Origin of the sequence: Pseudomonas alkylphenolica (genome assembly GCF_000746525.1) — a bacterium.
In the GTDB taxonomy this organism is placed as follows: Bacteria; Pseudomonadota; Gammaproteobacteria; order Pseudomonadales; family Pseudomonadaceae; genus Aquipseudomonas; species Aquipseudomonas alkylphenolica.
The window spans coordinates 3717779-3740609 of sequence record NZ_CP009048.1; the positions used below are offsets into that span (position 1 = coordinate 3717779).

The following is a 22831-nucleotide window of genomic DNA, read 5'->3' on the forward strand; positions in this document are numbered from 1 at the left end:
AATATGCGTGCAAACCCTTACACCAATAAATAATGGGGATAAAATATGAAATGCTCTCTCAAGTTTTTAACTTTATCAGTCCTTGCTGCTTCTAGCAGTACCTACGCGGATAATCTAACAACGCCTTTACAAGGTGGCAATGGCATGATTACCTTCTCTGGAGTGATCAACAATGAGGCATGCTCAGTTGACGAGACCAACATTCATCGCTCAGTTATTCCCGTAAAAGTTGATCACACCGTTGGGCACATCAATGCTGACGGGATAATTACCGTTGACATGGGTGCTGTTTCCATCAAAGACATGGCTTCTATCGAAAGCGCTTCATCTGGTAGAGTTACAGGCAAAGATTTTAACCTGAACGTGAATTGTAACAGTGGCACGAAGGTGTCCATGGTCTTTGATGCAACCGGCGGCGGATCGGGTCTGATTTTTGGAAAGAACGTACTAGCTCTAACTACGGGAACCGGAACTGCTTCCAATGTCGGCATCGCCCTACTTGACAGTAATGGCGCGCTAATTGATTTGAGTTCGAAATCTCTGGCCAAGATCCAAAGCGACATGTTCAGTGCCGGACCTGACGGGGGCGACGCAATACTAAATTTTTCCGCAGCTTACGTAACTACTGGAACTTCGGAGACAGCAATTGCCGGTCGGGGCGACGCAAGCTTGCCGTTCGTCCTTCAATACGAATAAGCCAAATCGTTTTACCAATCAGGGACCGCTGACCGCACTCATTGCGGAGTATGATCTATGTGCGGAAGACTGAGCCAGCACCATGGCATCCACGACTTCGTCGACGCCCTGAGCATGCGCTACCCGCTTGCTAATAGCGTCGGCGACCAACCGCTTGATAGGTACAACGTCGCCCCGACCACTAGAGTCGCTCTGCTACGGCTTGAGGATGGAATGCTGTATGCGGACCTGGTGCGCTGGCCGCACTGGGCCAAGGACCGCACTGCTCCCATCAACGCCAGGGTCGAGAAAGTGGCCCACGATCCTTTCTTCCGCGCGATCTGGCCGCACCGGGATATCGTGCCGATCGACAACTGGTTCGAATGAGTCGATGAGGGTGGACCGAGAAAGCAGCCCTATCTGATCAGGCGCCGGGATAGTCGCCCTTCCCTTTGCGCCGGCATTGGCCAGTTCAGCGCCAACGCTGGACAGCCCAGCGAAGAGCCGAACGAGCATGATGGGTTCGTCATCATCACCGCCGACAGCACGACCGCCGGCCAGTGGTCTTGGCCCCGGACATGGCACGGGAATGGATGAACCCGGCCACACCGAAAGAACAGGCCGAGCAAATGGTCCTAAACCTGGGCGAGCCTGCGGAAGTATTCGAATGGTTTCGGGTGGGCACTGCAGTTGGAAATGTGCGCAACCAAGGGATAGAACTTATCAGGCCAGTTTAGTGGAGTGTCGCGCCATCACCACCCAAGGCACGCAGCTGGCACTCGGTGACGGCCTGGTAATCGACTCAGCCCAACCGCAGGCGTTCGACTTCCTTTGCTGACTGACCGGAATCCTTGGCTGCATGATAGCGGCGCAGCGTATCAATTGCCTGCCGAATCAGTGGCTCGCCTGCCTCGATAACTCCCGCCAGGGTTTTCTTCACCCTGCTGCTCCGGCTATTTGTTCAGAGCAGTATAGGCCAACGGCTATTCGGGCCTAGCCGCAGATCAGCCAAATCTGTGACGAACACCAATATCACCTCCGGCCACAAGCGGACTTTTGCTTAGAACCATGTACAGCGCTCTTCAGATACCCTGCTCCCACATTCATCCCATGCGAGAACAAAACGTGCGCACGATTGGCCAACGACGCCTGAAAGTATGACAAGCCCTTTCGGAGTTATTCCTGGACACCGAAATCGACAACAGCCACTTTGCTCACGTGGCGCGGGCCATCATCGAGAGCGGATATTCACCTGAGGAGATTCAAACCATCCTATGGGGCGAGGTCTTCCGAGTTCTTGAGGCAAACCTGCGGAGCGTTGCGGGAGAATGGGTAGGTTGGACGGACGAATGGCTACTGGCGCATCTCAATGAATATGAAGGGCCTACACGTCCAAGGGTATCTGGAGGTGTCGCGGAAGAAGTCAGCCGGTGCAGGGCTCTGGTAGCGGCACGGCTTCCATCCAACTTTCATCGTCAGCCCTCCGAAATACGCTAGGTTGCGGAACACCGGCCCAAAGTTGCGGAACACCTAGGCTTTTCTGCGCACAAAGAAAACCCCGCAGACGTTAATCTGCGGGGCTTTCAATAATGGAGGCCGAGGTCGGAATCGAACCGGCGTAGACGGATTAGCAATCCGATAGAAAGAAGCCCGCCCGCTGCGGCTTTCAGCCGCCTTTCAGCTCCAGAGCTTCCGAGTTTCAACACCCCTGGAAGCCGCATTCTACAAGGGTGCCCCACTTGAGTTTGGGAACCGATTTTCACCCCTGTTCCGGCGTCCTGCCGACCTCACGACTCCACCCTGCACCACCACGACTGCGCATAGTAGGCACCGTCCACTTCCTCGATCCCCGCCAGGTTCATTCCGACCTGGGCCATGCCGGTGATCTTCACGTCGAGCAACCGCGGGAAAACGTCAGGGCCTGGCCCTGATCCGAAGATCCAGGCGCTGATTGTCGAGCGCCCAAGGCCCGCGTCATGGCATTCGCTGATTTGGATGTCGCCAGCCAGCGGCTGCATTCTCCGCAGCTGATCTGTTGGTATGGCAACGCCCAGCTTCCGCCGGCGCAAGATGAGGAAACGCATGCCAGCCACTACTGTATAAAAATACCGCATGGCATGGATTTGCCCGGAGCCTGGCAATTGCCGATCGGCGGCAGAATCGAGGCCTGTCTGACGCCAACATAAAGATCCCCACCTTGAGAACTAGTAGCTGGGTGATTGCTCGCCAACCTGGGGAGGAATGCGGTCCAAGACCTAGAGCCTGTGGCGACAATAAGAATCGTCTGATTCCGAATGGATGGAGAAGAAGGTAACTTCAAATATTCCCTTCAGCCAGCATGAATCAGCAATGAACCATGAAGATCAAAAAATGGAATTAACGCGAAGCAAGCAAGCAGTTACAAGCTAACTTTCCTTACAAGTGTTTTTACTGCACTTTCTGGGTGCTCGCCCCCTGCACAGAATCTAGAACCCGAAATCACCAGTTTTACTCACCACTACAACAAACTGAAGTCTGAAAACTCAGATTATAACTGGGAATTTATTGAGAGGTCATCCAAATAATGAGCCTCAAAAAGACCTTCTTGTTTACGGCTTTAGTTTGCGTATGGTTCGACGCCTCGGCAGAGTGCAAATATTATGAGGGCCACCAACAAAACCCCATAATTGTTGATATACCTTCAACACTTTCAATCCCTAGGGACATCCCAAACGGCACGACCATCTACCAAACAAACACCGTGACATTCCAAGGAAACAGCTCATACAATTGCACAACCACATTCGTCCAGGGAATCAAGAACAACCTAGGAACAGCCCTCCCCGCCTCAGACATATTCCCTATCAGCAATAGCGGCCTAGCTTGGCAATGGATAAGGGAGAATGGCCCAGTCAAAGGGTTTGGTGGTAGCTCTAGGAAACCTGGGGGATATGGCTTCAATGGCACTACCCACACACTACATCTACTTAAGATAGCCCCTCTCAAGGGAAACTTAACCATCCCAGCAGGGGATATTGGATATTACCAGATAGATACGCTGCAACCTCTGGCAATGCGTATATCCAAAACCGCATCCATTGTAGCTCAATCCTGCGAAACCCCGGATATAAAAGTTGAAATGGGACAGTATGATCTTGGCGTTTTTTCCGACATCGGCGACACTTCAAAAGCAACTGCATTCAACATTTTACTCAACAACTGCCCGAGTGGAATAAATAAGGTCATGTACAGTTTAGCTCCAAACCCGACCACCCCAGCCTGGGATGCAGGCCAGGGCATCATCGAGCTAAACAAGACCTCAACTGCAAAAGGCATTGCCCTACAAATACTAGACGGCAATCAAACCCCTCTGGAATTAAACAAAGATCACGTATTCAGCGACTACACCTCTACAGGCGGAAATTTCCGGATACCACTGAGCGCACGATATTATCGAACACTTCCAGCAAGCAGCGGAGGCAAGTTTGATTTAGGGGTAAGACCTGGAACGGCCAACAGCGAGGTGTCATTCGTTATGAGCTATCTATGAACCCTCGCTCACCAGACGTGCAGGACGCTCAATGCAGCGAGCGCGCAGGACCTCCAAGCGATCGTAGCTGGTACTCGGTGACAGCCTGATACAGCGACTCAGCCTCAACTCGCAGGCGCTCGACTTCCTTCGCCGGCTGGCCGGTGTCCTGGGCTGCGTGATAGCGCCGCTGAGCATTGATGGCCTGCTGAATCAGCGGCTCGCCGGCCTCGATTACTCCCGTCAGGGTCTTCTTCACGCTGCTGCTCCGGTTATTTGACCAGAGCAGTATAGGACGCTTCGCACGCCAGGCCGGCTATTCGGGCTCGGTCATACGCTTTCGCCAGTTCTCCCGCTCGAGCATCAGCCCGTGCGAGCAGGTCGGAGAGCACCATGGCGGCGCGGGCGGCTGCCTGGGCTCGGGCGATAGCAGCGGTATCCGGGCCGGGGCAACTGACGGTGGCGGCGAGCTTGGCTGCGTCGTGTTGCAGCCGCTGGCCAGCAGCATCGGTGCCAGCAGCGCCAGCATGAGCAACCTGGTGCTCCTGTTTCGCATGGGCTCTCACCTCCTCCTGCGCCTCGGCGCGTCGTTGTTCTTCCTGCCGTGCTCCCCGCTCGCCCAGCACTTCGGCCAGCCGGTCACCGGTGTCTCGATGTGACGCACTCAGCGCGGCGTCGGTGCGCTCCACTGATCGCCCGTGCTGGTAGGCGCTCCAGTAGGACGCCAGCACCAGCAGAAGAGCGACCGACCGCAGTGCCCAGGTGCTCACGCCGCCTCCAGAAACAGCACACGCTCAGCTTCCCGGCGACAAACCAGCCCGGGCAGCACCTTACCGCCCGCCTTGCTCCAGCGCGGAAACTGCTCGGCAGCAGATTCAGGAGGCTGAAGACTGGACTGAAACAATGGCGATAGCTCGCGCGCAGGACATCGAAGCGTTCATCAGGCTGGAGTGGGCGGACTAAAGCAACGCAATGAGTTGTGCGCCGAGTGCTTGGTGTGCGTCGACTCAACGGCGCCGGCGCACCTGCTAGGCTCTGTACGAAAAAATATGTCGCAAACACCGCATGGAACAAGCCAGTGAGACCATGGCGGCGTAGCTTTTCGCGAGCTTGTCGAAGCGTGTCACGATCCGGCGGTTCTCATTCAGCCATCCGCCATTTCTTTTGCTTTTGCTTTTGCTTTTGCTTTTGCTTTTGATTTTGCTTTTGCTTTTGCTTTGCTTTTGCGATCTGCGGGCAGCTTGCGAATCAAGACAAGGAGCACATCTGTACTCCTCTAATTTCAACATGAGCGCACCGCTGACTAGGCTCTGTACGAAATCCCGAGAAACCCAATCGGCGTCCCTCGGAAGCTGAAATTTTGTAGAGTTTCCAGCCATCTACGGAAAGGAATCCTGTGATGGCAAACCGTTACGAACTCTCGGACGAGGCCTGGGCTGTGGTTGCTGATCTCTTCACCGAAACCCATGGCCGGGGGCGCCCCCGCCTGAGCGACCGGCTGATGCTTGATGGCGTGCTCTGGGTGCTCTGCTCAGGTGCTGCGTGGCGAGATATGCCTGAACGCTTCGGCCCGTGGTCAACGGTGTATCAGCGGTTTCGCGGCTGGCGAAACCAAGGGACATTCGATCAGATGCTCAAACGCTTACACCTGAGATTGAATGAGCAAGGCTTGATCGATTTGCAAACCTGGATGATCGACTCAACCGCCGTTCGCGCAACCCGAGCCTCTTCTGGCGCCGGGAAAAAAGGGGGCCTGACGAGCCTGCCGATCACGCTCTAGGCCGCAGTCGTGGTGGCCTGACAACCAAAATCCACATGCTCTGCGACGCCAACGGTACACCGTTGCGCTTTCTCCTCTCTGGCGGTCAAGCCAGTGACATCAGCTATGCCCAACCACTGCTGGGCGAGGTCAGCATTCCATCGAGCCAACGTGGCCGCCCGCGTAAACGCTGTAAATGGCTGCTTGCCGACAGGGGCTACGACGCCGAAGCGCTACGCCGTTACTGCGACCAATATCGAATGCAACCCGTCATCCCGCTGCGCTCGATGAAGCGCAAACCCAAGCCTGGCTTACCCAGATTGTTTGATCGGCCCAAATACCGACAGCGCAACATCATCGAGCGCATGTCGGCTGGCTGAAAGAGAACCGCCGGATCGTGACACGCTTCGACAAGCTTGCGAAAAGCTATGCCGCCATGGTCTCGCTGGCTTGTTCCATGCGGTGTTTGCGACATCTCTTTTCGTACAGAACCTAGACATCGCCAAAGTGGAATGGGCGAAGCTCGATAGGAAGGCCATTCCAAAAATAACGCGCCTGATGGGGCAGCTATTCGATCGCTATGAAAGGGATATCATTCCGGGCAAAAAGCCGCGCACCCAGAAGGACAACCTGGTCGAGCTCAAACAGCTGCGCAAAGCCTTCGATGATGCCCCGATGGAGCTGATTACACCTCAAGTACTTGCCCAGTATCGAGATCGACGGACAGGTAAGGTTAGGGCGAATCGAGAGATCGCCCTTCTCTCTCACATTTTCAACATGGCAAGGGAGTGGGGCATTACTGACCGCCCAAACCCAGCGACCGGTATCCGCAAGAACAAGGAGACTCCTCGGGACTTCTATGCAGGACCGGCGATCTGGGATGCGGTGTACGAGCACGCCACTTCCGAGCTGCGCGATGCAATGGACTTGGGTTATCTGACCGGTCAACGCCCAGCTGATGTACTGGCCACCCGGGCGACAGACGTGGTTGATGGTTTTCTGCAATTCGCCCAGGGCAAAACGACAAAAAAACTGAGGATACGTCTTGAGTCGGAAACAGAGACCAGCCAGCTGGGGATACTGGTTGAGCGCCTTCTGAGTCAACGCAAGGCGCGAGGGGTTCGCAACCCGTACCTAATAGTGACAGAGGACGGCCGCAACGTGACGCCAGCGATGCTACGCCTTCGCTTTGATGATGCTAGATCCAAGGCGGCAGCCAAAGCGATGGAAGACCTTGATATCGTCCTGGCCGACAGCATGTTTCGCGATATCCGCCCCAAAGCAGAGAGCGAAATTGAAGACCTGGCGCACGCGAGTAGGCTACTAGGGCACACCGATAAGCGGATCACGCAGACCGTTTACCACCGCGTCGGGGAGATCGTGAAACCAACCCGATGAAACATCTTTTACGAAGGAGTTGCGGAACACCATGGAAAAGTTGCGGAACACTTGGCCTTTTCAGCGTCAAGTTTTTCGCCCTCCAAAAACGCAAAAAGCCCTGAATAATCAGGGCTTTTAATATGGCGGAAGCGTAGAGATTCGAACTCTAGGATAGTTGCCCATCGACGGTTTTCAAGACCGTTGCCTTAAACCACTCGGCCACGCTTCCTCGTATTGCGGGCGCCATAATACCGAAATGAAACAAGCTGTCAAACTCTCTGTGTAGCTGGTTTGCAGTCCTCTGTTATGATCTTTGCATCTGAACGTTACAAACCCACAGGAGTGTCGCCATGCGCGAACAGGATTACGCCGTCAATCACGGCCAGCAGGTCGAGCAGCAGGAGGTCAGCCGGGTCCTGCGCAATACGTACGGGCTGCTGGCTATCACCCTCGCCTTCAGTGGCCTCATGGCTTTCGTTGCGCAACAAATGCGTGTCGGCTACCCGAACGTCTTCGTGGTGCTGATCGGCTTCTATGGTCTGTTCTTCCTCACCAACAAGCTGCGTGATTCGGCCTGGGGCCTGGTGTCTACTTTCGCCCTCACCGGCTTCATGGGCTTCATCCTCGGCCCTATCCTCAACCGTTACCTGGGTATGGCCGGTGGCGCTGAGGTGGTCAGCTCGGCCTTCGCCATGACCGCCCTGGTGTTCGGTGGCCTGTCGGCCTATGTGCTGATCACCCGCAAAGACATGAGTTTCCTCGGCGGCTTCATCACCGCTGGCTTCTTCGTCCTGATGGGCGCGGTGCTGGCCAGTCTGTTCTTCCAGATCAGCGGCCTGCAGTTGGCGATCAGCGCCGGTTTCGTGCTGTTCTCGTCGGTCTGCATTCTGCTCCAGACCAGCGCGATCATTCACGGTGGCGAGCGTAACTACATCATGGCCACCATCAGCCTGTATGTATCGATCTACAACCTGTTCGTTAGCCTGCTGCAGCTGTTCGGCCTGATGGGTCGCGATGACTGATCAGGTGGTTGGTAGCTTGTGAGAAAGCCCGCTTCGGCGGGCTTTTTTTGTGGGCAATGGTTTCATCGTGAGGCAAGCCCGCGCCTACACTTAGCCGGCAATTGCACGTAGAATGCGCTCCTTTTTTCTTCCGGGGCAGCACTCCCATGAGTTCAATCGAGCAAGGACCCGGCGCACCCGCGCAGGCCAATGAACTGGTCCTCGGCCTTGAAGACCGGCCACGGCCGCTGATTGCAATGCTGGCAGCACTGCAGCATCTGCTGGCAATCATTGTGCCGATCGTGACGCCGGGCCTGCTGATTTGCCAGGCGCTGGGGGTTTCACCTCGGGATACCAACCTGATCGTTTCGATGTCGCTGGTGATCTCCGGGATCGCCACCTTTGTCCAGTGCCGCCGCTTCGGGCCGTTCGGCGCCGGGCTGCTGATTGTCCAAGGCACCAGTTTCAACTTCGTCGGACCGCTGATCGCCGGTGGCGCGTTGATGGTCAAGCAAGGTACGCCCGTTGAAGCGGTGATGGCGGCGATTTTCGGTGTGGTGATTGCCGGCTCCTTCGTTGAAATGGGCATTTCGCGCATTCTGCCGTTCGTGAAGCGCCTGATCACCCCGCTGGTGACCGGTATTGTGGTGTTGATGATCGGCCTGACCTTGATCAAAGTCGGCCTGATCAGCATGGGCGGTGGTTTTGCCGCCATGGGCAACGGCACCTTCGCCAATGGCGAGAACCTGCTGCTCTCGGGCGTGGTGCTGGCCATTATCGTGGTGCTCAACCGTATCCCTGTGGTGTGGATGCGCAGTTGCGCCATTGTCATTGCCCTGGCCGTGGGCTACGCGCTGGCCGGCTACCTGGGCCGCCTGGACTTCACCGGCATGCACCAGGCAGAGCTGTTCCAGGTGCCAATGCCGCTGCATTTCGGCCTGGGCTTCTCCTGGGCGCTGTTCATTCCGATGCTGGTGATCTACCTGGTCACCTCGCTGGAGGCCATTGGTGACGTCACCGCCACCAGCAAGGTCTCGCGCCAGCCGGTCGAGGGTCCGCTGTGGATGCAGCGGATCAAGGGCGGTGTACTGGTCAACGGCGCCAACTCGCTGTTGGCCGGGGTGTTCAATACCTTCCCAAGCTCGGTTTTCGCGCAGAACAATGGGGTAATTCAGCTGACCGGTATCGCCAGCCGCCATATCGGTGTGTGGATTGCCGCCATGCTGGTAATCCTTGGCCTGTTCCCGAGTGTTGCCGGGGTGATCCAGGCGGTACCGGAGCCGGTGCTCGGCGGTGCGGCAATGGTGATGTTCGGGGCGGTGGCCGCGTCGGGGATCAATATTCTCGCCAGCATCAGCCTGGATCGCCGCGCGCTGCTGATTATTGCGGTGTCGCTGGCGTTGGGCCTGGGTGTGGCACAGGTGCCGGAGTTCCTTGCGCATATGCCATCGGCGCTGCGTAATGTGCTGGAGTCGGGTGTGGCTACCGGGGGGATTTGTGCACTGGTGCTGAACTGGTTCTTGCCGGAGCATAAAGAGAAGGCTTGAGTGTGAGGGGACCGCTTTGCGGTCCAATCGCTGGCAAGGCCAGCTCCTACAGGGAGCTCGGCAAGGTTCGAAAAAGCCCGTGGCATGTTGCTGCGGGCTTTTTGCTTTATTATTGGCGCAGTTTTGCTGAATGAGCCTTCCATGAAGTTCGCCATTGCGGTTTTTTCTCCGGCCCACGCGCCCTCCTCGCGCCGCGCTCTGCACTTTGCCCAGGCAGCACTAGCCGGTGGGCATGAAATTGTCCGGCTGTTTTTTTATCAGGATGGCGTGCACAGCGCTTCAGCCAACGTGGTTGCGCCACAGGATGAACTGGATGTCGCTGCCAACTGGCGGTCCTTCATCAGCGAGCATCAGCTCGATGCGGTCGTGTGTATCGCCGCCGCCCTGCGCCGTGGCGTGCTCAACGCTGAAGAAGCCCAACGCTATCAGCGTCCGGCAGTGAATCTGCCTGCGCCCTGGGAACTGTCCGGTCTTGGTCAGCTGCATGAAGGCGCACAAAGCGCCGATCGGCTGATCTGCTTTGGAGGCGATTGAATTGGCCAAGTCTTTGCTGATTATCAGCCGCCAGGCGCCCTGGACCGGCCCTTCTGCCCGTGAAGCACTGGATATCGCCCTGGCCGGCGGCGCCTTTGATCTGCCGCTGGGCATGCTGTTTCTCGACGACGGGGTGTTCCAGCTCGCGCCCGGGCAGCAACCCGCGCAGTTGCAACAGAAGAACCTGGCCGCCAATCTGCAGGCCCTGCCGATGTTCGGTGTCGAAGAACTCTTCGTCGCCAATAGCAGCCTGCAGGAGCGCGGCCTTGCCGTTGAGACCCTGAGCTTGCCGGTGCAAGTGCTGGATGATGCCGCGCTGGCCGCGTTGATCGACCGTTTTGACCAGGTGATTACCCTCTGATGAGCACCTTGCACGTAATTTCTCACTCGCCCTTCGGCGACAATCGCCTGAGCAGCTGCCTGCGCCTGCTTGGCAGCGCAGATGGCCTGTTGCTCTGCGGCGATGCGGTGTATGCCCTGCAGCCCGGCAGCGCGCCGCTGGCCAGCCTGCAGGCAAGCAATCTGCAAGGCCGCCTGTACGTCCTTGAAGAAGACCTGCAAGCACGCGCCATTGGCACTGACGTCAACATTCGGGCCATCGACTACCCGGCCTTTGTTGCGCTGTCGCTGGATTACGACAAGGTCAACAGCTGGCTATGAATACCCTGACTGTAGGCGAGCGCAGCATCGCTCTGGACAAGGATGGCTATCTGGTCGAACTCAGCGACTGGTCCGACGAAGTCGCCACCGCCCTCGCCGCCCACGAACAACTGGAGCTGACCCCCGAACACTGGGAAGTGCTGACGCTATTGCGTGCCTTCTACCAGGAGTTCGAACTGTCGCCGGCAACCCGCCCGCTGATCAAGTACACCGCACTCAAGCTGGGCCCGGAAAAAGGCAACAGCATGCACCTGAACCGCCTGTTCAAAGGCACTCCCGCCAAACTCGCCGCGAAGCTTGCGGGCCTGCCGAAGCCAACCAATTGCATATGACCGATCCTCGCCCGCTGATCACCGAAACCCCGGCCGAACACCCGTTTGCCCAGTTCGTGCGCATCCTTGGCAAAGGCAAGCGCGGCGCCCGCGGCCTGAACCGTGAAGAAGCCCGCGAAGCCATGGGCATGCTGCTCGACGGCAAGGTCGAGGAAACCCAGCTGGGCGCGTTCCTGATGTTGCTACGGCACAAGGAAGAAAGCCCGGAGGAACTGGCCGGTTTCACCGAAGCGTTGCGTGAGCGTCTGCACGCGCCACAGATCGCGGTGGACCTCGACTGGCCGAGCTACGCCGGCAAGAAGCGCCACCTGCCCTGGTACCTGCTTGCCACCAAGTGCCTGGCCGCCAACGGCGTGCGCATCCTGCTGCACGGCGGCGGCGCCCACACCGCCGGACGCCTGTACACCGAGCAAGTGCTTGAGCTGCTGCAGATCCCGCTGTGCCGTGACTGGAATGCCGTTGCCCAGTCCCTGGACAGCCAGCAGCTGGCATTTATCCCGCTGCAGGACTGGGCACCGCGCCTGCAACGGATGATCGACCTGCGCAACACCCTGGGCCTGCGCTCGCCCATTCATTCCCTGGCTCGAGTGCTCAATCCGCTGGGCGCCCGTTGCGGCCTGCAGAGTATCTTCCACCCGGGTTACCAGGCGGTGCATCGTGAAGCCAGCCGGCTGCTCGGCGACACCACCATCGTGGTCAAGGGCGATGGCGGCGAAATCGAGATCAACCCGGATACCAGCAGCCACCTGTATGGCACGGCAAACGGCATCGAATGGGATGAAGAATGGCCAGCCCTGGCGGCCCAGCGCCATGTCAAACCGGCGAGCCTTGAGCCTGAGCATCTGCTGACGGTTTGGCGCGGCGAAGCCCGCGACAGCTACGGTGAACTCGCCGTGGTTGCGACCATGGCCCTCGCTTTGCGCGGACTGGGTCACAACCGCGATGAAGCCTTTGCACAGGCGCAACGTTATTGGGATCAGCGTCAGGCGTAAGGCAACCCATCAACAAAGTCGATTAAACAGGCGCAGACTTTGCGCTATTCGTTCGAACTCAAGCTCGTACACTGGGCTCTATATTCGAACGAATCGCCAAGGAGCTCAGCATGGGCCTGTTGATCGACGGACGCTGGCATGACCAGTGGTATCAAAGCAGCAAAGACGGCGCATTCCAGCGCGAGAATGCGCAGCGGCGCAATCAATTGCCTGCCGCTGAAGCGGGTCGCTATCACCTCTATGTCTCCCTAGCCTGCCCCTGGGCCCACCGAACCCTGATCTTTCGCAAGCTCAAGGGCCTGGAAAGCCTGATCGACGTTTCAGTGGTCAGCTGGCTAATGGGCGAAAACGGCTGGACCTTCGATCAGAGCAAAGGCTCCACCGGCGACAAGCTCGATCACCTGGACTTCCTCCATCAGCGCTATACCCGCGACGATCCGCACTATAGCGGTCGGGTCACGGTGCCGGTGCTGTGGGACAAGCAGGAGCAACGCATCGTCAACAACGAGTCGGCGGAGATCATCCGTATTTTCAACCATGCTTTCGACGACCTGACCGGCAACCGCCTGGACCTTTATCCCGAGCCGCTACAGGCCGAAATTGATGCACTGAACGAGCGGATCTACCCGGCAATCAACAATGGCGTGTACCGGGCAGGCTTTGCCACCTCGCAGCAGGCTTACGAGCAGGCGTTTGATGAAGTGTTTGCCGAGCTGGACTGCCTGGAACAGCACCTGGGCGAACGCCGCTATCTGGCCGGGGAATACCTGACCGAGGCTGACTGGCGGTTGTTCACTACGCTGATTCGGTTCGATGCGGTGTACCACGGGCACTTCAAGTGCAACCTGCGGCGCCTGGTTGACTATCCGAATCTGTCGAACTGGCTAAGGGAGTTGTATCAGTGGCCGGGGGTGGCCGAGACGGTGAATTTCGAGCATATCCAGAAGCATTACTACATGAGCCACAAGACCATCAATCCGAACGGGATTGTGCCTAAAGGGCCGTTGCAGGATTTTTCTGTGGCGCATGATCGGGAGCGTTTGCTGGGGCGGGGGATTTGGATCAAGGCGGGAAACTAGGGGTGGATTCATCGCGGGGCAAGCCCGCTCCCACCGGGTGGGAGCGGGCTTGCCCCGCGATGATTTTCAGCCTTGAGAGCCTTCGAACCAGGCCAGCTTTTCACGCAACTGAACCACTTCCCCGACAATCACCAGGGTCGGCGCATGGACTTCATGCTCAGCCACTAATGCTGGCAAATCGGCCAATGTCCCGGTAAATACCCGCTGGTTCGGCGTGGTGCCCTGCTGAACCAATGCTGCCGGTGTATCAGCAGCACGACCGTGACGAATCAGCTCGGCACAGATGGTCGGCAAGCCAACCAGCCCCATGTAGAACACCAGGGTCTGTGCCGGTGCGACCAGATCATTCCACGGCAAGTTGCTGGTGCCATCCTTGAGGTGGCCAGTGACAAAGCGCACCGACTGGGCGTAATCACGATGCGTCAGCGGAATCCCGGCATACGCCGAGCAACCACTGGCTGCGGTAATACCCGGCACCACCTGGAACGGAATGCCCTGCTCGGCCAGTTCCTCGATCTCTTCGCCACCACGGCCGAAGATGAACGGATCACCACCCTTGAGACGCAACACCCGTTTACCCTGACGTGCCAGGGTAACCAGTAACTGATTGATCTGATCCTGCGGCACGGCATGGTCAGCACGACGCTTGCCGACATAAATACGCTCGGCATCACGGCGGCACAATTCGATGATCGCCGGAGCGACCAGACGGTCGTAGAGCACCACGTCGGCCTGCTGCATCAGGCGCAAGGCACGGAAGGTCAACAGATCCGGATCGCCCGGACCGGCGCCAACCAGATACACCTCGCCTGGTGCCTGATAGCTGGCACCGTCGATCTTGGCTTGCAGCAAACGCTCGGCCTCAGCGCCCTGCCCGGCCAGTTGCCGCTCGGCGATCGGGCCCTGGAACACATCTTCCCAGAAGCCACGACGCTGATTGACGTCCGGATAGAGTGCCTTGACCTTGTCACGAAAGCGCGCGCCCAGTCCGGCCAGTTCGCCATAAGCGGCCGGAATCCAGGTTTCCAGCTTGGCCCGGATCAAGCGTGCCAGCACCGGCGCATCGCCGCCGCTGGACACCGCAACCACCAAAGGTGAACGGTCGACGATGGCCGGGAAGATCACCGAACACAGCGCTGGCGCATCGACCACATTGACCGGTACGCAGCGCTGGTGAGCATCCGCCGAGACCTGGGCGTTGAGCGCCTGGTCATCTGTCGCCGCGATGATCAGTTGGCAACCGTCAAGGTCGCCCGGTTGATAACCACGGCTGAGGATTTCGCCACCGCTGTGCCGGACGAGCTCGGTCAGTTGCGCTTCAATCTCGGGCGCGACCACCCGCAACACCGCCCCGGCATCGGCCAGCAGACGCGATTTGCGCAAGGCAATTTCGCCCCCACCGACAACCAGCACACGGCTGCCGCGCAGTTTGTGGAACAGCGGCAGGAACTCCATTTAGGCGATGACCTCCAGGCCACCCATGTACGGCTTGAGCACTTCCGGCACGCGGATCGAACCGTCGGCCTGCTGGTAGTTTTCCACTACCGCTACCAGGGTACGACCTACTGCCAGACCCGAACCGTTGAGGGTGTGGACCAGCTCCGGCTTACCGGTTTCCGGGTTGCGCCAGCGCGCCTGCATACGGCGCGCCTGGAAGTCGCCACAGTTGGAGCACGAGGAAATCTCGCGGTACTTGTCCTGGCTCGGCACCCAGACTTCCAGGTCGTAGGTCTTGACCGCACTGAAGCCCATGTCGCCGGTGCACAGCGCCAACACGCGGTATGGCAGCTCCAGCGCCTGCAACACGCGCTCGGCGTTGGCAGTCAGGCCTTCCAGGGCTTCCATGGACTTGCCCGGCTCGACGATCTGGACCATCTCGACCTTGTCGAACTGGTGCTGACGGATCATGCCGCGGGTATCACGACCCGAGGCACCGGCTTCACTGCGGAAGCACGGAGTGTGAGCGACGAACTTGACCGGCAGTTGCTTGGCATCGAGGATCTCGCCGGCAACGATGTTGGTCAGCGACACTTCGGCCGTCGGGATCAGGTAGAAGTCGGCCTCGCCGTCACGGCTGATCTTGAACAGGTCTTCCTCGAATTTCGGCAGCTGGCCAGTGCCTTGCAGCGCCGGGGCCTGGACCAGGTAAGGGGTGTAGGCCTCTTCGTAGCCATGCTCGCTGGTATGCAGATTGATCATGAACTGCGCCAGGGCACGATGCAGACGGGCGATCGGGCCGCGCAGCAGGGCAAAACGGGCACCCGACAGCTTGGCTGCGGTTTCGAAGTCCAGGCCGCCGCTCAGCTCGCCGAGGGCCACGTGGTCCTTGATCTCGAAGTCGAAGGTGCGCGGGGTACCCCAGCGGCGAACTTCGACGTTGTGATCTTCATCAGCACCGACCGGCACGCTTTCGTCCGGCAGGTTAGGGATTTCCAGCAGGATCGAATCCAGCTCGGCCTGAATGCCGTCCAGCTCGACCTTGCCGCTGGCCAGTTCGTTGGCCATGCGCTCGACGTCGGCCATCAGCGGAGCGATATCTTCGCCGCGGGCCTTGGCCTGGCCGATGGATTTGGAACGGGCGTTACGCTCGGCCTGCAGTTGTTCGGTACGGGTCTGCACCACCTTGCGGCGTTCTTCCAGTGCTTCGATGCGCGCGACATCCAGGCTGAAGCCACGGGAGGCCAGGCGGTCCGCCACTTCCTGAAGTTGGCCGCGTAACAGTTTGGAATCGAGCATGTCGTTCTCTCGTTGGTTCAGAATTTGGTCAAAGACAGGCCGGCCCAGGTTGCGAGCAGCCCGCCAAATACGCTGATCCCGGCATAACCGAAGGCCAGCGGCGCCTGCCCGCTTTCGAGCAGGCGCACGGTATCCAGTGAAAAGGATGAAAATGTCGTCAGACCGCCGAGAAACCCGACGATCAGGCCCGCGCGCAGCTCGACCGGCACCAGCGGGCGATGCAGAAACAGCCCGTAGAGCAAGCCGATCAGCAGGCAGCCAATCAGATTGACCGCCAGCGTACCGAGATAGAAGTGGCGTGGCCAGTGGGCATTGACCCAATTGGCCGTGGCAAAGCGCAATAGGGTTCCGGCAATGCCGCCCGCGCTGACGGCAGCGATCACGGCAATCATGGTTTTCTCCGTTGCCGCGGGCTCTTGCGGTCGAGCTCTGCCAGGTGCTTGAGCTTCTCGCCGATCTTCAGTTCCAGGCCACGCGGTACCGGTTGGTAGTAGTGACGCGGTTCAAGGTTGTCGGGGAAATAGTCTTCGCCGGCGGCGTAGGCATCAGGTTCGTCATGGGCGTAACGGTATTCGTCGCCATAACCCAGTTGCTTCATCAGCTTGGTCGGTGCATTGCGCAGGTGCAGCGGTACTTCCAGCGAACCATGCTCGCCGGCTTCGCGCAGGGCGGTTTTGAAGCCCATGTACACGGCATTGCTCTTTGGCGCGCAGGCCAGGTAGGTAATGGCCTGGGCGACAGCCAGCTCGCCCTCAGGGCTGCCCAGGCGCTCCTGTACATCCCAGGCCGCCAGGCACAGGCTCAAAGCGCGAGGGTCGGCGTTGCCGATGTCTTCGCTGGCCATGCGCACCACGCGCCGGGCGATGTACAGCGGATCGCAGCCACCGTCGAGCATGCGCGCGAACCAGTACAGCGCGCCGTCGGGGTTGGAGCCGCGCACCGACTTGTGCAGCGCTGAAATCTGGTCGTAAAAAGCCTCTCCACCCTTGTCGAAACGGCGGCGGCTGTCACCGAGCAGGCTTTGCAGCAGCTCGACGCCAATTTCGCTGCCGTCTTCGGCGAGGTCCGAGGCGTTTTCCAGCAGGTTGAGCATGCGCCGGCCATCGCCATCGGCAGCGGCCATGAGCATCTTGAAGGCTTCGTCGCCCAGGCGCAGTTGACGCTTGCCCAGCCCGCGCTCCTCGCTCAGCGCCCGCTGTACCAGCTTGTGCAGGGCGGGCTCATCAAGGCTTTTGAGCACATACACCCGCGCGCGCGACAGCAATGCATTGTTCAGTTCGAACGACGGGTTTTCCGTGGTCGCTCCGATGAAGATCAGCGTGCCGTCTTCGACATAAGGCAGGAAGGCATCCTGTTGCGACTTGTTGAAACGGTGCACTTCATCGACAAACAGGATGGTGCGCCGCCCGTACTGCCCGGCCTGCTGCTTGGCGATGTCCACCGCGTGACGGATTTCCTTGACCCCGGCGAGCACCGCCGAAACCGTCTCGAAATGGGCATCACAGAACTGCGCCAGTAGCCGCGCCAGGGTGGTCTTGCCGACTCCGGGCGGACCCCAGAAGATCATCGAGTGCAGCGCGCCCTGTTCCAGTGCCTCACGCAGCGGTTTACCGCGGGCCAGCAGGTGTTCCTGGCCGACGTACTCGTCCAGGTTGGCCGGGCGCAAGCGCGCGGCCAGGGGCTGGGCTACGGGGTCACTACGAAACAGATCCATGGACGGCGCTACTACCTCTTACTCGGAGATGACATCCGCGCCTTTGGGGATGTCGAACTTGAACTTGCTCGCCGGGATCGCTTCGTTAGCTTTAACCCCGGTGAACAGAATGTTAGTACGCTGGCCGACGCTGTCGATCAGTTGCATGTCATTGACCAGGCCTTTGCGGAACGAAAGACGCAAGGAGTCGAACAGCGTGTCTTTGGTTTTCGGCTTGAGGGTGAAATCCATGACGTCACCTTGTTCCTTGGAGGTGATATCGAAGCTCTGGCTGATCTTCGATACGTCACCGGACAGCAGCAAAGCCGGGGTTTCGGTCAGGCGCTGATCAAGCTTCTTGATGGTTGCCTGCTCCAGGTCCGGGTCCCACAGGGTGACGGTCTTGCCATCCGAGACCACCACCTGCTCCTGCGGTGCATCGGTATGCCAGTAGAACAGGCCAGGACGCTGTACCGACATCTGTCCCGCCGTTTCCTGCAGGCTGGTGCCGCTGGCATCCAGGGTCAGCTGGGAGAATCGGGCCTCGATGGTTCTGGACTTTTCCAGCAACTGGGTCAGGCGTGCCACATCCTGCTCACCGGCGAATGCCGAAGCGCTGGACAAGGCCAAAGCGGAAACCAACATCATGCGAATCAGGCGCATGGCAATCCTCGTTGCAGTATGGATGGGCCTGTGGCCGGTCGCTGGCCACAGGCTGGAAGGTTCATCAGTCGCGGGACGGCCCGGGGGCAATCACTTCGCGCGAGCCGTTGGTGTTCATCGCGGTGACCACACCGGCCATTTCCATCGCCTCGATCATCCGCGCGGCGCGGTTGTAGCCGATCTTCAGCTTGCGCTGTACGGCGGAGATGGAGGCGCGGCGGCTTTCCAGGACGAATTGCACGGCTTCATCGTACAGCGCGTCGGTTTCGGCATCATCGTCGCCGCCACCGCCACTACCGCCATCGAAACCACTACCGGCCTCTTCGACACCGCTGAGGATATCTTCGTTGTAGTCCGGAGCGCCGCGCAATTTCCACGCTTCGACCACCCGGTGGACTTCATCGTCGGAAACGAAAGCACCATGCACACGAATCGGCAGGCTGGTGCCCGGCGGCATGTAAAGCATGTCACCGTGGCCGAGCAGCTGTTCGGCGCCGCCCTGATCGATGATGGTTCGGGAGTCGATCTTGCTCGAAACCTGGAAGGCCATACGGGTCGGAATGTTGGCCTTGATCAGACCGGTAATCACGTCCACCGAAGGCCGCTGGGTCGCGAGAATCAGGTGGATACCGGCGGCACGGGCCTTCTGGGCGATACGCGCGATCAGCTCTTCGACCTTCTTGCCGACAATCATCATCATGTCGGCGAATTCGTCGACCACTACGACGATGGTCGGCAGGGTTTTCAGCAGCGGCGGCACGTCATCCATGCTTTCGCGCTTGAACATCGGATCGTAGATCGGCTCACCGGCCTCTTCGGCGTCTTTGACCTTGCGGTTGAAGCCCGCCAGGTTACGCACGCCCATGGCCGCCATCAGCTTGTAGCGCCGCTCCATCTCGGCAACGCTCCAGCGCAGGGCGTTGGCGGCGTCTTTCATGTCGGTGACCACAGGGCAAAGCAGGTGCGGGATGCCTTCATAGATCGACAATTCGAGCATTTTCGGGTCGATCATGATCAGCTTGGCGTCTTCCGGACCGGACTTGAACAGGATCGACAGGATCATCGCGTTGACCCCCACCGACTTACCCGAACCGGTGGTACCGGCTACCAGCAAGTGCGGCATCTTGGCCAGGTCCGTGATCACAGGCTTGCCGCCGATGTCGTGCCCCAGGGCCATGGTGACTGGCGATTTGGCTTCGTCGTATTGCGGCGACGACAGTACTTCGGAAAAGCGTACGATCTGCCGGTCTTCGTTGGGAATCTCGATACCGACGGTGGTCTTGCCGGGAATCACTTCAACCACACGCACGCTGGTCACCGCCAGGGAACGGGCGAGGTCTTTCGCCAGGTTGGCGATACGGCTGACCTTGACGCCAGCGGCCGGCTGGATTTCGTAACGGGTGATCACCGGCCCCGGATGGATGGAGTCCACCGAGACCTCAACGCCGAATTCCTTGAGTTTGATTTCCAGCAGGTTGCCGACACTGGCCAGGGATTCGGGCGAGTAATTGACCTGCTTTTTCTCGGCAGGATCAAGGATTGAGATCGGCGGCAACGTACCTTCGACGGCACTGTCGACGAACAGTGGCGCCTGCTTTTCCTTCTGCACGCGCTTGCTCGGCTCCGGCACCTTGGCCGGCGTCGGCATGATCACTGGCGCAGGCGGCTGCACACGCTCGGCGACAGGTTTGCTCGGGACAGGTTCACGCTCGATGATGCGTTCCTTGGCCTTGACCTGCTCGCGGCGATCCGGCACTACCGGGGCCACTACGTCATACTCATGGTCGTCAACTTCACGCAGCTGCGCCACCAGGCGCTTACGCTCGTTGCGCGCGGCCCACCAGCGGTTGGCGGCGCCCTGGAACAGTTCAAACAGGTCGAGGGTGATCTTGCCGGTCACGTCCATGACCTTGAACCAGGACAGGTCGGTAAACACGGTCAGACCGAACAGGAACAAGGCAATGAACATCAGGGTGCTGCCCTGCACGTTCAACGCGTTCTTGGCCAGGTCGCCAAGGCTTTCGCCCAGCGCACCACCGGCCGAAGCTGGCAGGCTGGCGGCCGAATGGAAGTGGATATGCGCCAACGCGGCGCCCGAAAGCACCAGAAACACCAGGCCGATCAGGCGCCAGGAGAACAGCCAGCCACTCCACTGCCAGGGTTGGTGACGCTCACGGAAGATCTGCCAGGTCTTGATCGCCAGCAGTAGCGGGAAGATATAGGCGAAGTAGCCCAACACCATGAACAGGACATCGGCGAAGTAAGCACCCGCACGTCCGGCGGCATTCTGCACCTGCTCGACATTGCTGGTATGGCTGAAGCCTGGGTCGGCCTGGTCGTAGGTCAGCAGCGCCATCCACAGGTACAGGCACAGCGCCCCCATGGCAATCAGCGCGCCTTCCTTGAGGCGATAATGCAATTGCTGGCGCCACTGCGGCACAGGCAAGGGATTCGATGTAGCGGTGGATTTCTTCAAAACGCGTCTATTCCTGCGCTCAATGCGCGTCCAACAGTGATTGACCTATGTGAACAGTCAACAAACCACTACTTTTAACATTACTGCCCGCCTACCGCCATGGCGGCACGCCAGAAACACGCGTAAACGGGGGCCAATTTCCTATATCGCAATTTGAGCACGCATTTTCTTTTGTGACAAAGGCTTATGCGGTGTTTTTATGCAAGTGTGACAACAAAGACCCGAGCAAGTTGCTTTAACAGCATCGCGGGGCAAGCCCGCTCCCACAGGTTCAGTGGGAGCGGGCTTGCCCCGCGATGCTGTTTCAGGCAATGCTGCCCCCTCCCCTACTCCGCCATTGAACGACGATGCTGACCTGGTTGAGCCGCGACACCCTGACCTTCCCTGCGCTGGATAAAGCCCTGCGCGATCCCAACGGCCTGCTGGCCGCCGGCGGCGACCTCAGCGCCGAGCGCCTGGTACAAGCCTACCGCCACGGCTGCTTCCCCTGGTACCAGGACGGCCAGCCGATTCTCTGGTGGTCGCCCGACCCGCGTACAGTGCTGTTTCCCGACGAATTGCACGTATCGCGTTCGCTGCGCAAGTTCATCCGCCAGGGCCATTACCAGGTCAGTTTCGACCAGGATTTTGCCGCCGTGATCAAAGCCTGCGCAGCGCCCCGCGACTACGCCGATGGCACCTGGATCACCGACAGCATGCAGGCGGCCTACCTCAAGCTGCATCAACAGGGCTTCGCCCATTCGGTTGAAGTTCGCCAGAACGGCGAACTGGTGGGCGGCCTGTACGGCCTGGCCATGGGCCGGTTGTTTTTTGGCGAGTCGATGTTCAGCCGCGCCGACAACGCCTCCAAGGTAGGTTTCGTGACCCTGGTCGAGCACCTGCAGCAGGCCGGCTTTGCCCTGATCGACTGCCAGATGCCGACCGACCACCTGCATAGCCTGGGCGCCCGGGCCATTGCCCGGGCAACCTTCGCCGACTACCTGCAGCGCTACCTTGACCAACCCAGCAGCGCCAGCTGGGTTTGCTAGGCGAGTTTTTCCAGCTGGCTTACACTTAAATCTAAAGCACCTCCCGAGGGGTTGATCATGACAGAGCTGGCGCGGTTGAAGTTTTATGCCACTCAACCCCATTCCTGCAGTTACCTGCCAGACGAACAGGCCACCACGCTGTTTCTCGACCCGAGCCAGCCGATGGATGTGAACGTCTACGCAGACCTGTCGGAAATGGGCTTCCGGCGTAGCGGCGACCACCTGTATCGCCCGCATTGCCAGAACTGCAACGCCTGTGTGCCGGCGCGGATTCCGGCTGCGCGCTTTCTACCCAACCGTCAGCAGAAACGCATCCTCAAGCGCAATGCCGACCTGACCGTCAACGCCGCACGCCCAGCGTTCAAGGAGGAGTACTTCGAGCTGTACCGGCGCTACATCGAACAACGCCATGCTGACGGCGATATGTACCCGCCCAGCCGCGATCAGTTTGCCACCTTCCTGGTCCGTGACCTGCCGTTTTCCCGCTTCTACGAGTTCCGCCTCAACGGCCGCCTGGTCGCCGTAGCGGTCACCGACCTGCTGCCCAATGGTCTGTCGGCGGTCTACACCTTCTACGACCCCGACGAAGAGCGCCGTAGCCTGGGGCGCTTTGCCATCCTCTGGCAGATTACCGAAGCCCTGCGACAAGGTCTCGATGCGGTCTACCTCGGTTACTGGATCAAAAACTGCAAAAAGATGAACTACAAAACCCAGTACCGCCCCATTGAGCTGTTGATCAATCAGCGCTGGGTAACCCTGAACTGAAAT

General features: G+C 59.1%; 24 protein-coding genes, 1 tRNA gene and 4 pseudogenes. 16 read left to right on the top strand and 13 right to left on the bottom strand.

Annotated elements, in window-relative coordinates:
• The first annotated feature begins 45 nt into the window (after nucleotides 1-45).
• Nucleotides 46-696 carry a fimbrial protein gene (locus PSAKL28_RS17050; protein WP_038612757.1) on the top strand — a complete coding sequence of 217 codons (651 nt, stop codon included), beginning with the start codon at nucleotides 46-48 and terminating at the stop codon, nucleotides 694-696.
• A 57-nt stretch (nucleotides 697-753) separates the two neighbouring features.
• Nucleotides 754-1412, top strand: a pseudogene (locus tag PSAKL28_RS17055) (SOS response-associated peptidase).
• Nucleotides 1413-1477: 65 nt separating this feature from the next.
• Here PSAKL28_RS17055 and PSAKL28_RS27735 read toward each other — a convergent pair.
• Entirely contained in the window at nucleotides 1478-1615 is a 138-nt protein-coding gene (locus PSAKL28_RS27735) for a hypothetical protein (protein ID WP_157687048.1), read from the bottom strand.
• Between the two features lie 233 nt (nucleotides 1616-1848).
• Here PSAKL28_RS27735 and PSAKL28_RS28730 point away from each other — a divergent pair.
• A pseudogene (locus tag PSAKL28_RS28730) lies at nucleotides 1849-2172 on the top strand (DUF7079 family protein); the annotation flags it as partial.
• Between the two features lie 290 nt (nucleotides 2173-2462).
• Here PSAKL28_RS28730 and PSAKL28_RS17065 read toward each other — a convergent pair.
• Complete coding sequence (locus tag PSAKL28_RS17065; protein WP_038616842.1) at nucleotides 2463-2759, bottom strand: hypothetical protein; 297 nt, start codon at nucleotides 2757-2759, stop codon at nucleotides 2463-2465.
• A 479-nt stretch (nucleotides 2760-3238) separates the two neighbouring features.
• Between PSAKL28_RS17065 and PSAKL28_RS28295 the strand changes: the two genes are divergently transcribed.
• The gene (locus PSAKL28_RS28295) at nucleotides 3239-4204 is read left to right on the top strand and encodes a fimbrial protein (protein ID WP_075226568.1); all 966 of its coding nucleotides are present in this window, start codon (nucleotides 3239-3241) and stop codon (nucleotides 4202-4204) included.
• Between the two features lie 28 nt (nucleotides 4205-4232).
• Here PSAKL28_RS28295 and PSAKL28_RS17070 read toward each other — a convergent pair whose 3' ends face one another.
• The 4 genes and pseudogenes from PSAKL28_RS17070 to PSAKL28_RS28300 form a co-directional block, all read right to left on the bottom strand.
• Complete coding sequence (locus PSAKL28_RS17070) at nucleotides 4233-4442, bottom strand: hypothetical protein (RefSeq protein WP_038612759.1); 210 nt, start codon at nucleotides 4440-4442, stop codon at nucleotides 4233-4235.
• Nucleotides 4443-4455: 13 nt separating this feature from the next.
• Nucleotides 4456-4953 (bottom strand): DUF2514 domain-containing protein, encoded by a 498-nt coding sequence (locus PSAKL28_RS17075; RefSeq protein WP_038612761.1) that lies wholly within the window; start codon nucleotides 4951-4953, stop codon nucleotides 4456-4458.
• The gene (locus PSAKL28_RS28585; RefSeq protein WP_371261977.1) at nucleotides 4950-5087 is read right to left on the bottom strand and encodes a glycoside hydrolase family protein; all 138 of its coding nucleotides are present in this window, start codon (nucleotides 5085-5087) and stop codon (nucleotides 4950-4952) included. Before PSAKL28_RS28585 ends, PSAKL28_RS17075 begins: the two co-directional genes overlap by 4 nt.
• Nucleotides 5088-5211: 124 nt before the next feature.
• Nucleotides 5212-5346: pseudogene (locus PSAKL28_RS28300) on the bottom strand (IS5/IS1182 family transposase); the annotation flags it as partial.
• 236 nt (nucleotides 5347-5582) lie between these two features.
• Here PSAKL28_RS28300 and PSAKL28_RS17085 point away from each other — a divergent pair.
• Together PSAKL28_RS17085 and PSAKL28_RS17090 are read left to right on the top strand one after the other, a co-directional pair.
• Nucleotides 5583-6438: pseudogene (locus PSAKL28_RS17085) on the top strand (IS5 family transposase).
• Nucleotides 6393-7340, top strand: a complete 948-nt coding sequence (locus PSAKL28_RS17090; RefSeq protein WP_051939459.1) for a phage integrase — start codon at nucleotides 6393-6395, stop codon at nucleotides 7338-7340. Before PSAKL28_RS17085 ends, PSAKL28_RS17090 begins: the two are co-directional and overlap by 46 nt.
• A gap of 123 nt (nucleotides 7341-7463) precedes the next feature.
• Here the strand turns inward: PSAKL28_RS17090 and PSAKL28_RS17095 are convergent.
• Nucleotides 7464-7551, bottom strand: a tRNA-Ser gene (locus tag PSAKL28_RS17095).
• 121 nt (nucleotides 7552-7672) lie between these two features.
• Between PSAKL28_RS17095 and PSAKL28_RS17100 the strand changes: the two genes are divergently transcribed.
• From PSAKL28_RS17100 to PSAKL28_RS17135, 8 genes are all read left to right on the top strand, one after another.
• Nucleotides 7673-8344 carry a Bax inhibitor-1/YccA family protein gene (locus PSAKL28_RS17100; RefSeq protein ID WP_038612764.1) on the top strand — a complete coding sequence of 224 codons (672 nt, stop codon included), beginning with the start codon at nucleotides 7673-7675 and terminating at the stop codon, nucleotides 8342-8344.
• Nucleotides 8345-8490: 146 nt separating this feature from the next.
• Nucleotides 8491-9870 (top strand): nucleobase:cation symporter-2 family protein, encoded by a 1380-nt coding sequence (locus PSAKL28_RS17105; protein ID WP_038612765.1) that lies wholly within the window; start codon nucleotides 8491-8493, stop codon nucleotides 9868-9870.
• 141 nt (nucleotides 9871-10011) lie between these two features.
• On the top strand, nucleotides 10012-10404 hold the full coding sequence (gene tusD, locus PSAKL28_RS17110; protein ID WP_038612766.1) for a sulfurtransferase complex subunit TusD: 393 nt from the start codon (nucleotides 10012-10014) through the stop codon (nucleotides 10402-10404).
• Nucleotide 10405: 1 nt separating this feature from the next.
• A complete protein-coding gene (tusC, locus tag PSAKL28_RS17115) occupies nucleotides 10406-10765 on the top strand; it encodes a sulfurtransferase complex subunit TusC (protein ID WP_038612767.1) in 360 nt (119 codons plus the stop codon).
• On the top strand, nucleotides 10765-11064 hold the full coding sequence (gene tusB, locus PSAKL28_RS17120; protein ID WP_038612768.1) for a sulfurtransferase complex subunit TusB: 300 nt from the start codon (nucleotides 10765-10767) through the stop codon (nucleotides 11062-11064). The genes tusC and tusB overlap by 1 nt, the downstream gene beginning before the upstream one ends.
• Nucleotides 11061-11396, top strand: a complete 336-nt coding sequence (locus PSAKL28_RS17125) for a TusE/DsrC/DsvC family sulfur relay protein (RefSeq protein WP_038612770.1) — start codon at nucleotides 11061-11063, stop codon at nucleotides 11394-11396. Before tusB ends, PSAKL28_RS17125 begins: the two co-directional genes overlap by 4 nt.
• The gene (locus PSAKL28_RS17130) at nucleotides 11393-12388 is read left to right on the top strand and encodes a glycosyl transferase family protein (protein WP_038612772.1); all 996 of its coding nucleotides are present in this window, start codon (nucleotides 11393-11395) and stop codon (nucleotides 12386-12388) included. Before PSAKL28_RS17125 ends, PSAKL28_RS17130 begins: the two co-directional genes overlap by 4 nt.
• 110 nt (nucleotides 12389-12498) lie before the next feature.
• Entirely contained in the window at nucleotides 12499-13467 is a 969-nt protein-coding gene (locus PSAKL28_RS17135) for a glutathione S-transferase family protein (protein ID WP_038612774.1), read from the top strand.
• 66 nt (nucleotides 13468-13533) lie between these two features.
• Here PSAKL28_RS17135 and cysG read toward each other — a convergent pair whose 3' ends face one another.
• The 6 genes from cysG to ftsK all read right to left on the bottom strand — a co-directional run bounded on the left by cysG (nucleotide 13534) and on the right by ftsK (nucleotide 21035).
• The gene (cysG, locus tag PSAKL28_RS17140) at nucleotides 13534-14922 is read right to left on the bottom strand and encodes a siroheme synthase CysG (protein ID WP_038612776.1); all 1389 of its coding nucleotides are present in this window, start codon (nucleotides 14920-14922) and stop codon (nucleotides 13534-13536) included.
• Nucleotides 14923-16203, bottom strand: a complete 1281-nt coding sequence (gene serS, locus PSAKL28_RS17145) for a serine--tRNA ligase (RefSeq protein ID WP_038612778.1) — start codon at nucleotides 16201-16203, stop codon at nucleotides 14923-14925.
• A 17-nt stretch (nucleotides 16204-16220) separates the two neighbouring features.
• The gene (gene crcB / locus PSAKL28_RS17150) at nucleotides 16221-16595 is read right to left on the bottom strand and encodes a fluoride efflux transporter CrcB (RefSeq protein WP_038612780.1); all 375 of its coding nucleotides are present in this window, start codon (nucleotides 16593-16595) and stop codon (nucleotides 16221-16223) included.
• Entirely contained in the window at nucleotides 16592-17917 is a 1326-nt protein-coding gene (locus PSAKL28_RS17155; protein ID WP_038612782.1) for a replication-associated recombination protein A, read from the bottom strand. The genes crcB and PSAKL28_RS17155 overlap by 4 nt, the downstream gene beginning before the upstream one ends.
• Before the next feature lie 18 nt (nucleotides 17918-17935).
• Nucleotides 17936-18559 (bottom strand): outer membrane lipoprotein periplasmic chaperone LolA, encoded by a 624-nt coding sequence (lolA, locus tag PSAKL28_RS17160; protein WP_038612784.1) that lies wholly within the window; start codon nucleotides 18557-18559, stop codon nucleotides 17936-17938.
• A gap of 64 nt (nucleotides 18560-18623) precedes the next feature.
• Entirely contained in the window at nucleotides 18624-21035 is a 2412-nt protein-coding gene (ftsK, locus tag PSAKL28_RS17165) for a DNA translocase FtsK (RefSeq protein WP_038612786.1), read from the bottom strand.
• A 347-nt stretch (nucleotides 21036-21382) separates the two neighbouring features.
• Between ftsK and aat the strand changes: the two genes are divergently transcribed.
• Nucleotides 21383-22063: a leucyl/phenylalanyl-tRNA--protein transferase gene (aat, locus tag PSAKL28_RS17170; RefSeq protein ID WP_038612788.1), complete on the top strand. Its 681-nt coding sequence runs from the start codon at nucleotides 21383-21385 to the stop codon at nucleotides 22061-22063.
• Nucleotides 22064-22120: 57 nt separating this feature from the next.
• Nucleotides 22121-22828 carry an arginyltransferase gene (locus PSAKL28_RS17175; RefSeq protein WP_038612790.1) on the top strand — a complete coding sequence of 236 codons (708 nt, stop codon included), beginning with the start codon at nucleotides 22121-22123 and terminating at the stop codon, nucleotides 22826-22828.
• Nucleotides 22829-22831: the final 3 nt, after the last annotated feature.

Bases quoted from the DNA above. Each gene is read 5' to 3' on its own strand.
- lolA (WP_038612784.1), bottom strand. From the start codon at position 18,559: ATGCGCCTGATTCGCATGATGTTGGTTTCCGCTTTGGCCTTGTCCAGC.
- PSAKL28_RS17050 (WP_038612757.1), top strand. From the start codon at position 46: ATGAAATGCTCTCTCAAGTTTTTAACTTTATCAGTCCTTGCTGCTTCT.
- tusD (WP_038612766.1), top strand. From the start codon at position 10,012: ATGAAGTTCGCCATTGCGGTTTTTTCTCCGGCCCACGCGCCCTCCTCG.
- serS (WP_038612778.1), bottom strand. From the start codon at position 16,203: ATGCTCGATTCCAAACTGTTACGCGGCCAACTTCAGGAAGTGGCGGAC.
- PSAKL28_RS17105 (WP_038612765.1), top strand. From the start codon at position 8,491: ATGAGTTCAATCGAGCAAGGACCCGGCGCACCCGCGCAGGCCAATGAA.
- PSAKL28_RS17130 (WP_038612772.1), top strand. From the start codon at position 11,393: ATGACCGATCCTCGCCCGCTGATCACCGAAACCCCGGCCGAACACCCG.
- aat (WP_038612788.1), top strand. From the start codon at position 21,383: ATGCTGACCTGGTTGAGCCGCGACACCCTGACCTTCCCTGCGCTGGAT.
- tusB (WP_038612768.1), top strand. From the start codon at position 10,765: ATGAGCACCTTGCACGTAATTTCTCACTCGCCCTTCGGCGACAATCGC.
- PSAKL28_RS17175 (WP_038612790.1), top strand. From the start codon at position 22,121: ATGACAGAGCTGGCGCGGTTGAAGTTTTATGCCACTCAACCCCATTCC.
- PSAKL28_RS17065 (WP_038616842.1), bottom strand. From the start codon at position 2,759: ATGCGTTTCCTCATCTTGCGCCGGCGGAAGCTGGGCGTTGCCATACCA.
- PSAKL28_RS17125 (WP_038612770.1), top strand. From the start codon at position 11,061: ATGAATACCCTGACTGTAGGCGAGCGCAGCATCGCTCTGGACAAGGAT.
- PSAKL28_RS17135 (WP_038612774.1), top strand. From the start codon at position 12,499: ATGGGCCTGTTGATCGACGGACGCTGGCATGACCAGTGGTATCAAAGC.
- cysG (WP_038612776.1), bottom strand. From the start codon at position 14,922: ATGGAGTTCCTGCCGCTGTTCCACAAACTGCGCGGCAGCCGTGTGCTG.
- crcB (WP_038612780.1), bottom strand. From the start codon at position 16,595: ATGATTGCCGTGATCGCTGCCGTCAGCGCGGGCGGCATTGCCGGAACC.
- PSAKL28_RS28295 (WP_075226568.1), top strand. From the start codon at position 3,239: ATGAGCCTCAAAAAGACCTTCTTGTTTACGGCTTTAGTTTGCGTATGG.
- PSAKL28_RS17100 (WP_038612764.1), top strand. From the start codon at position 7,673: ATGCGCGAACAGGATTACGCCGTCAATCACGGCCAGCAGGTCGAGCAG.
- PSAKL28_RS17155 (WP_038612782.1), bottom strand. From the start codon at position 17,917: ATGGATCTGTTTCGTAGTGACCCCGTAGCCCAGCCCCTGGCCGCGCGC.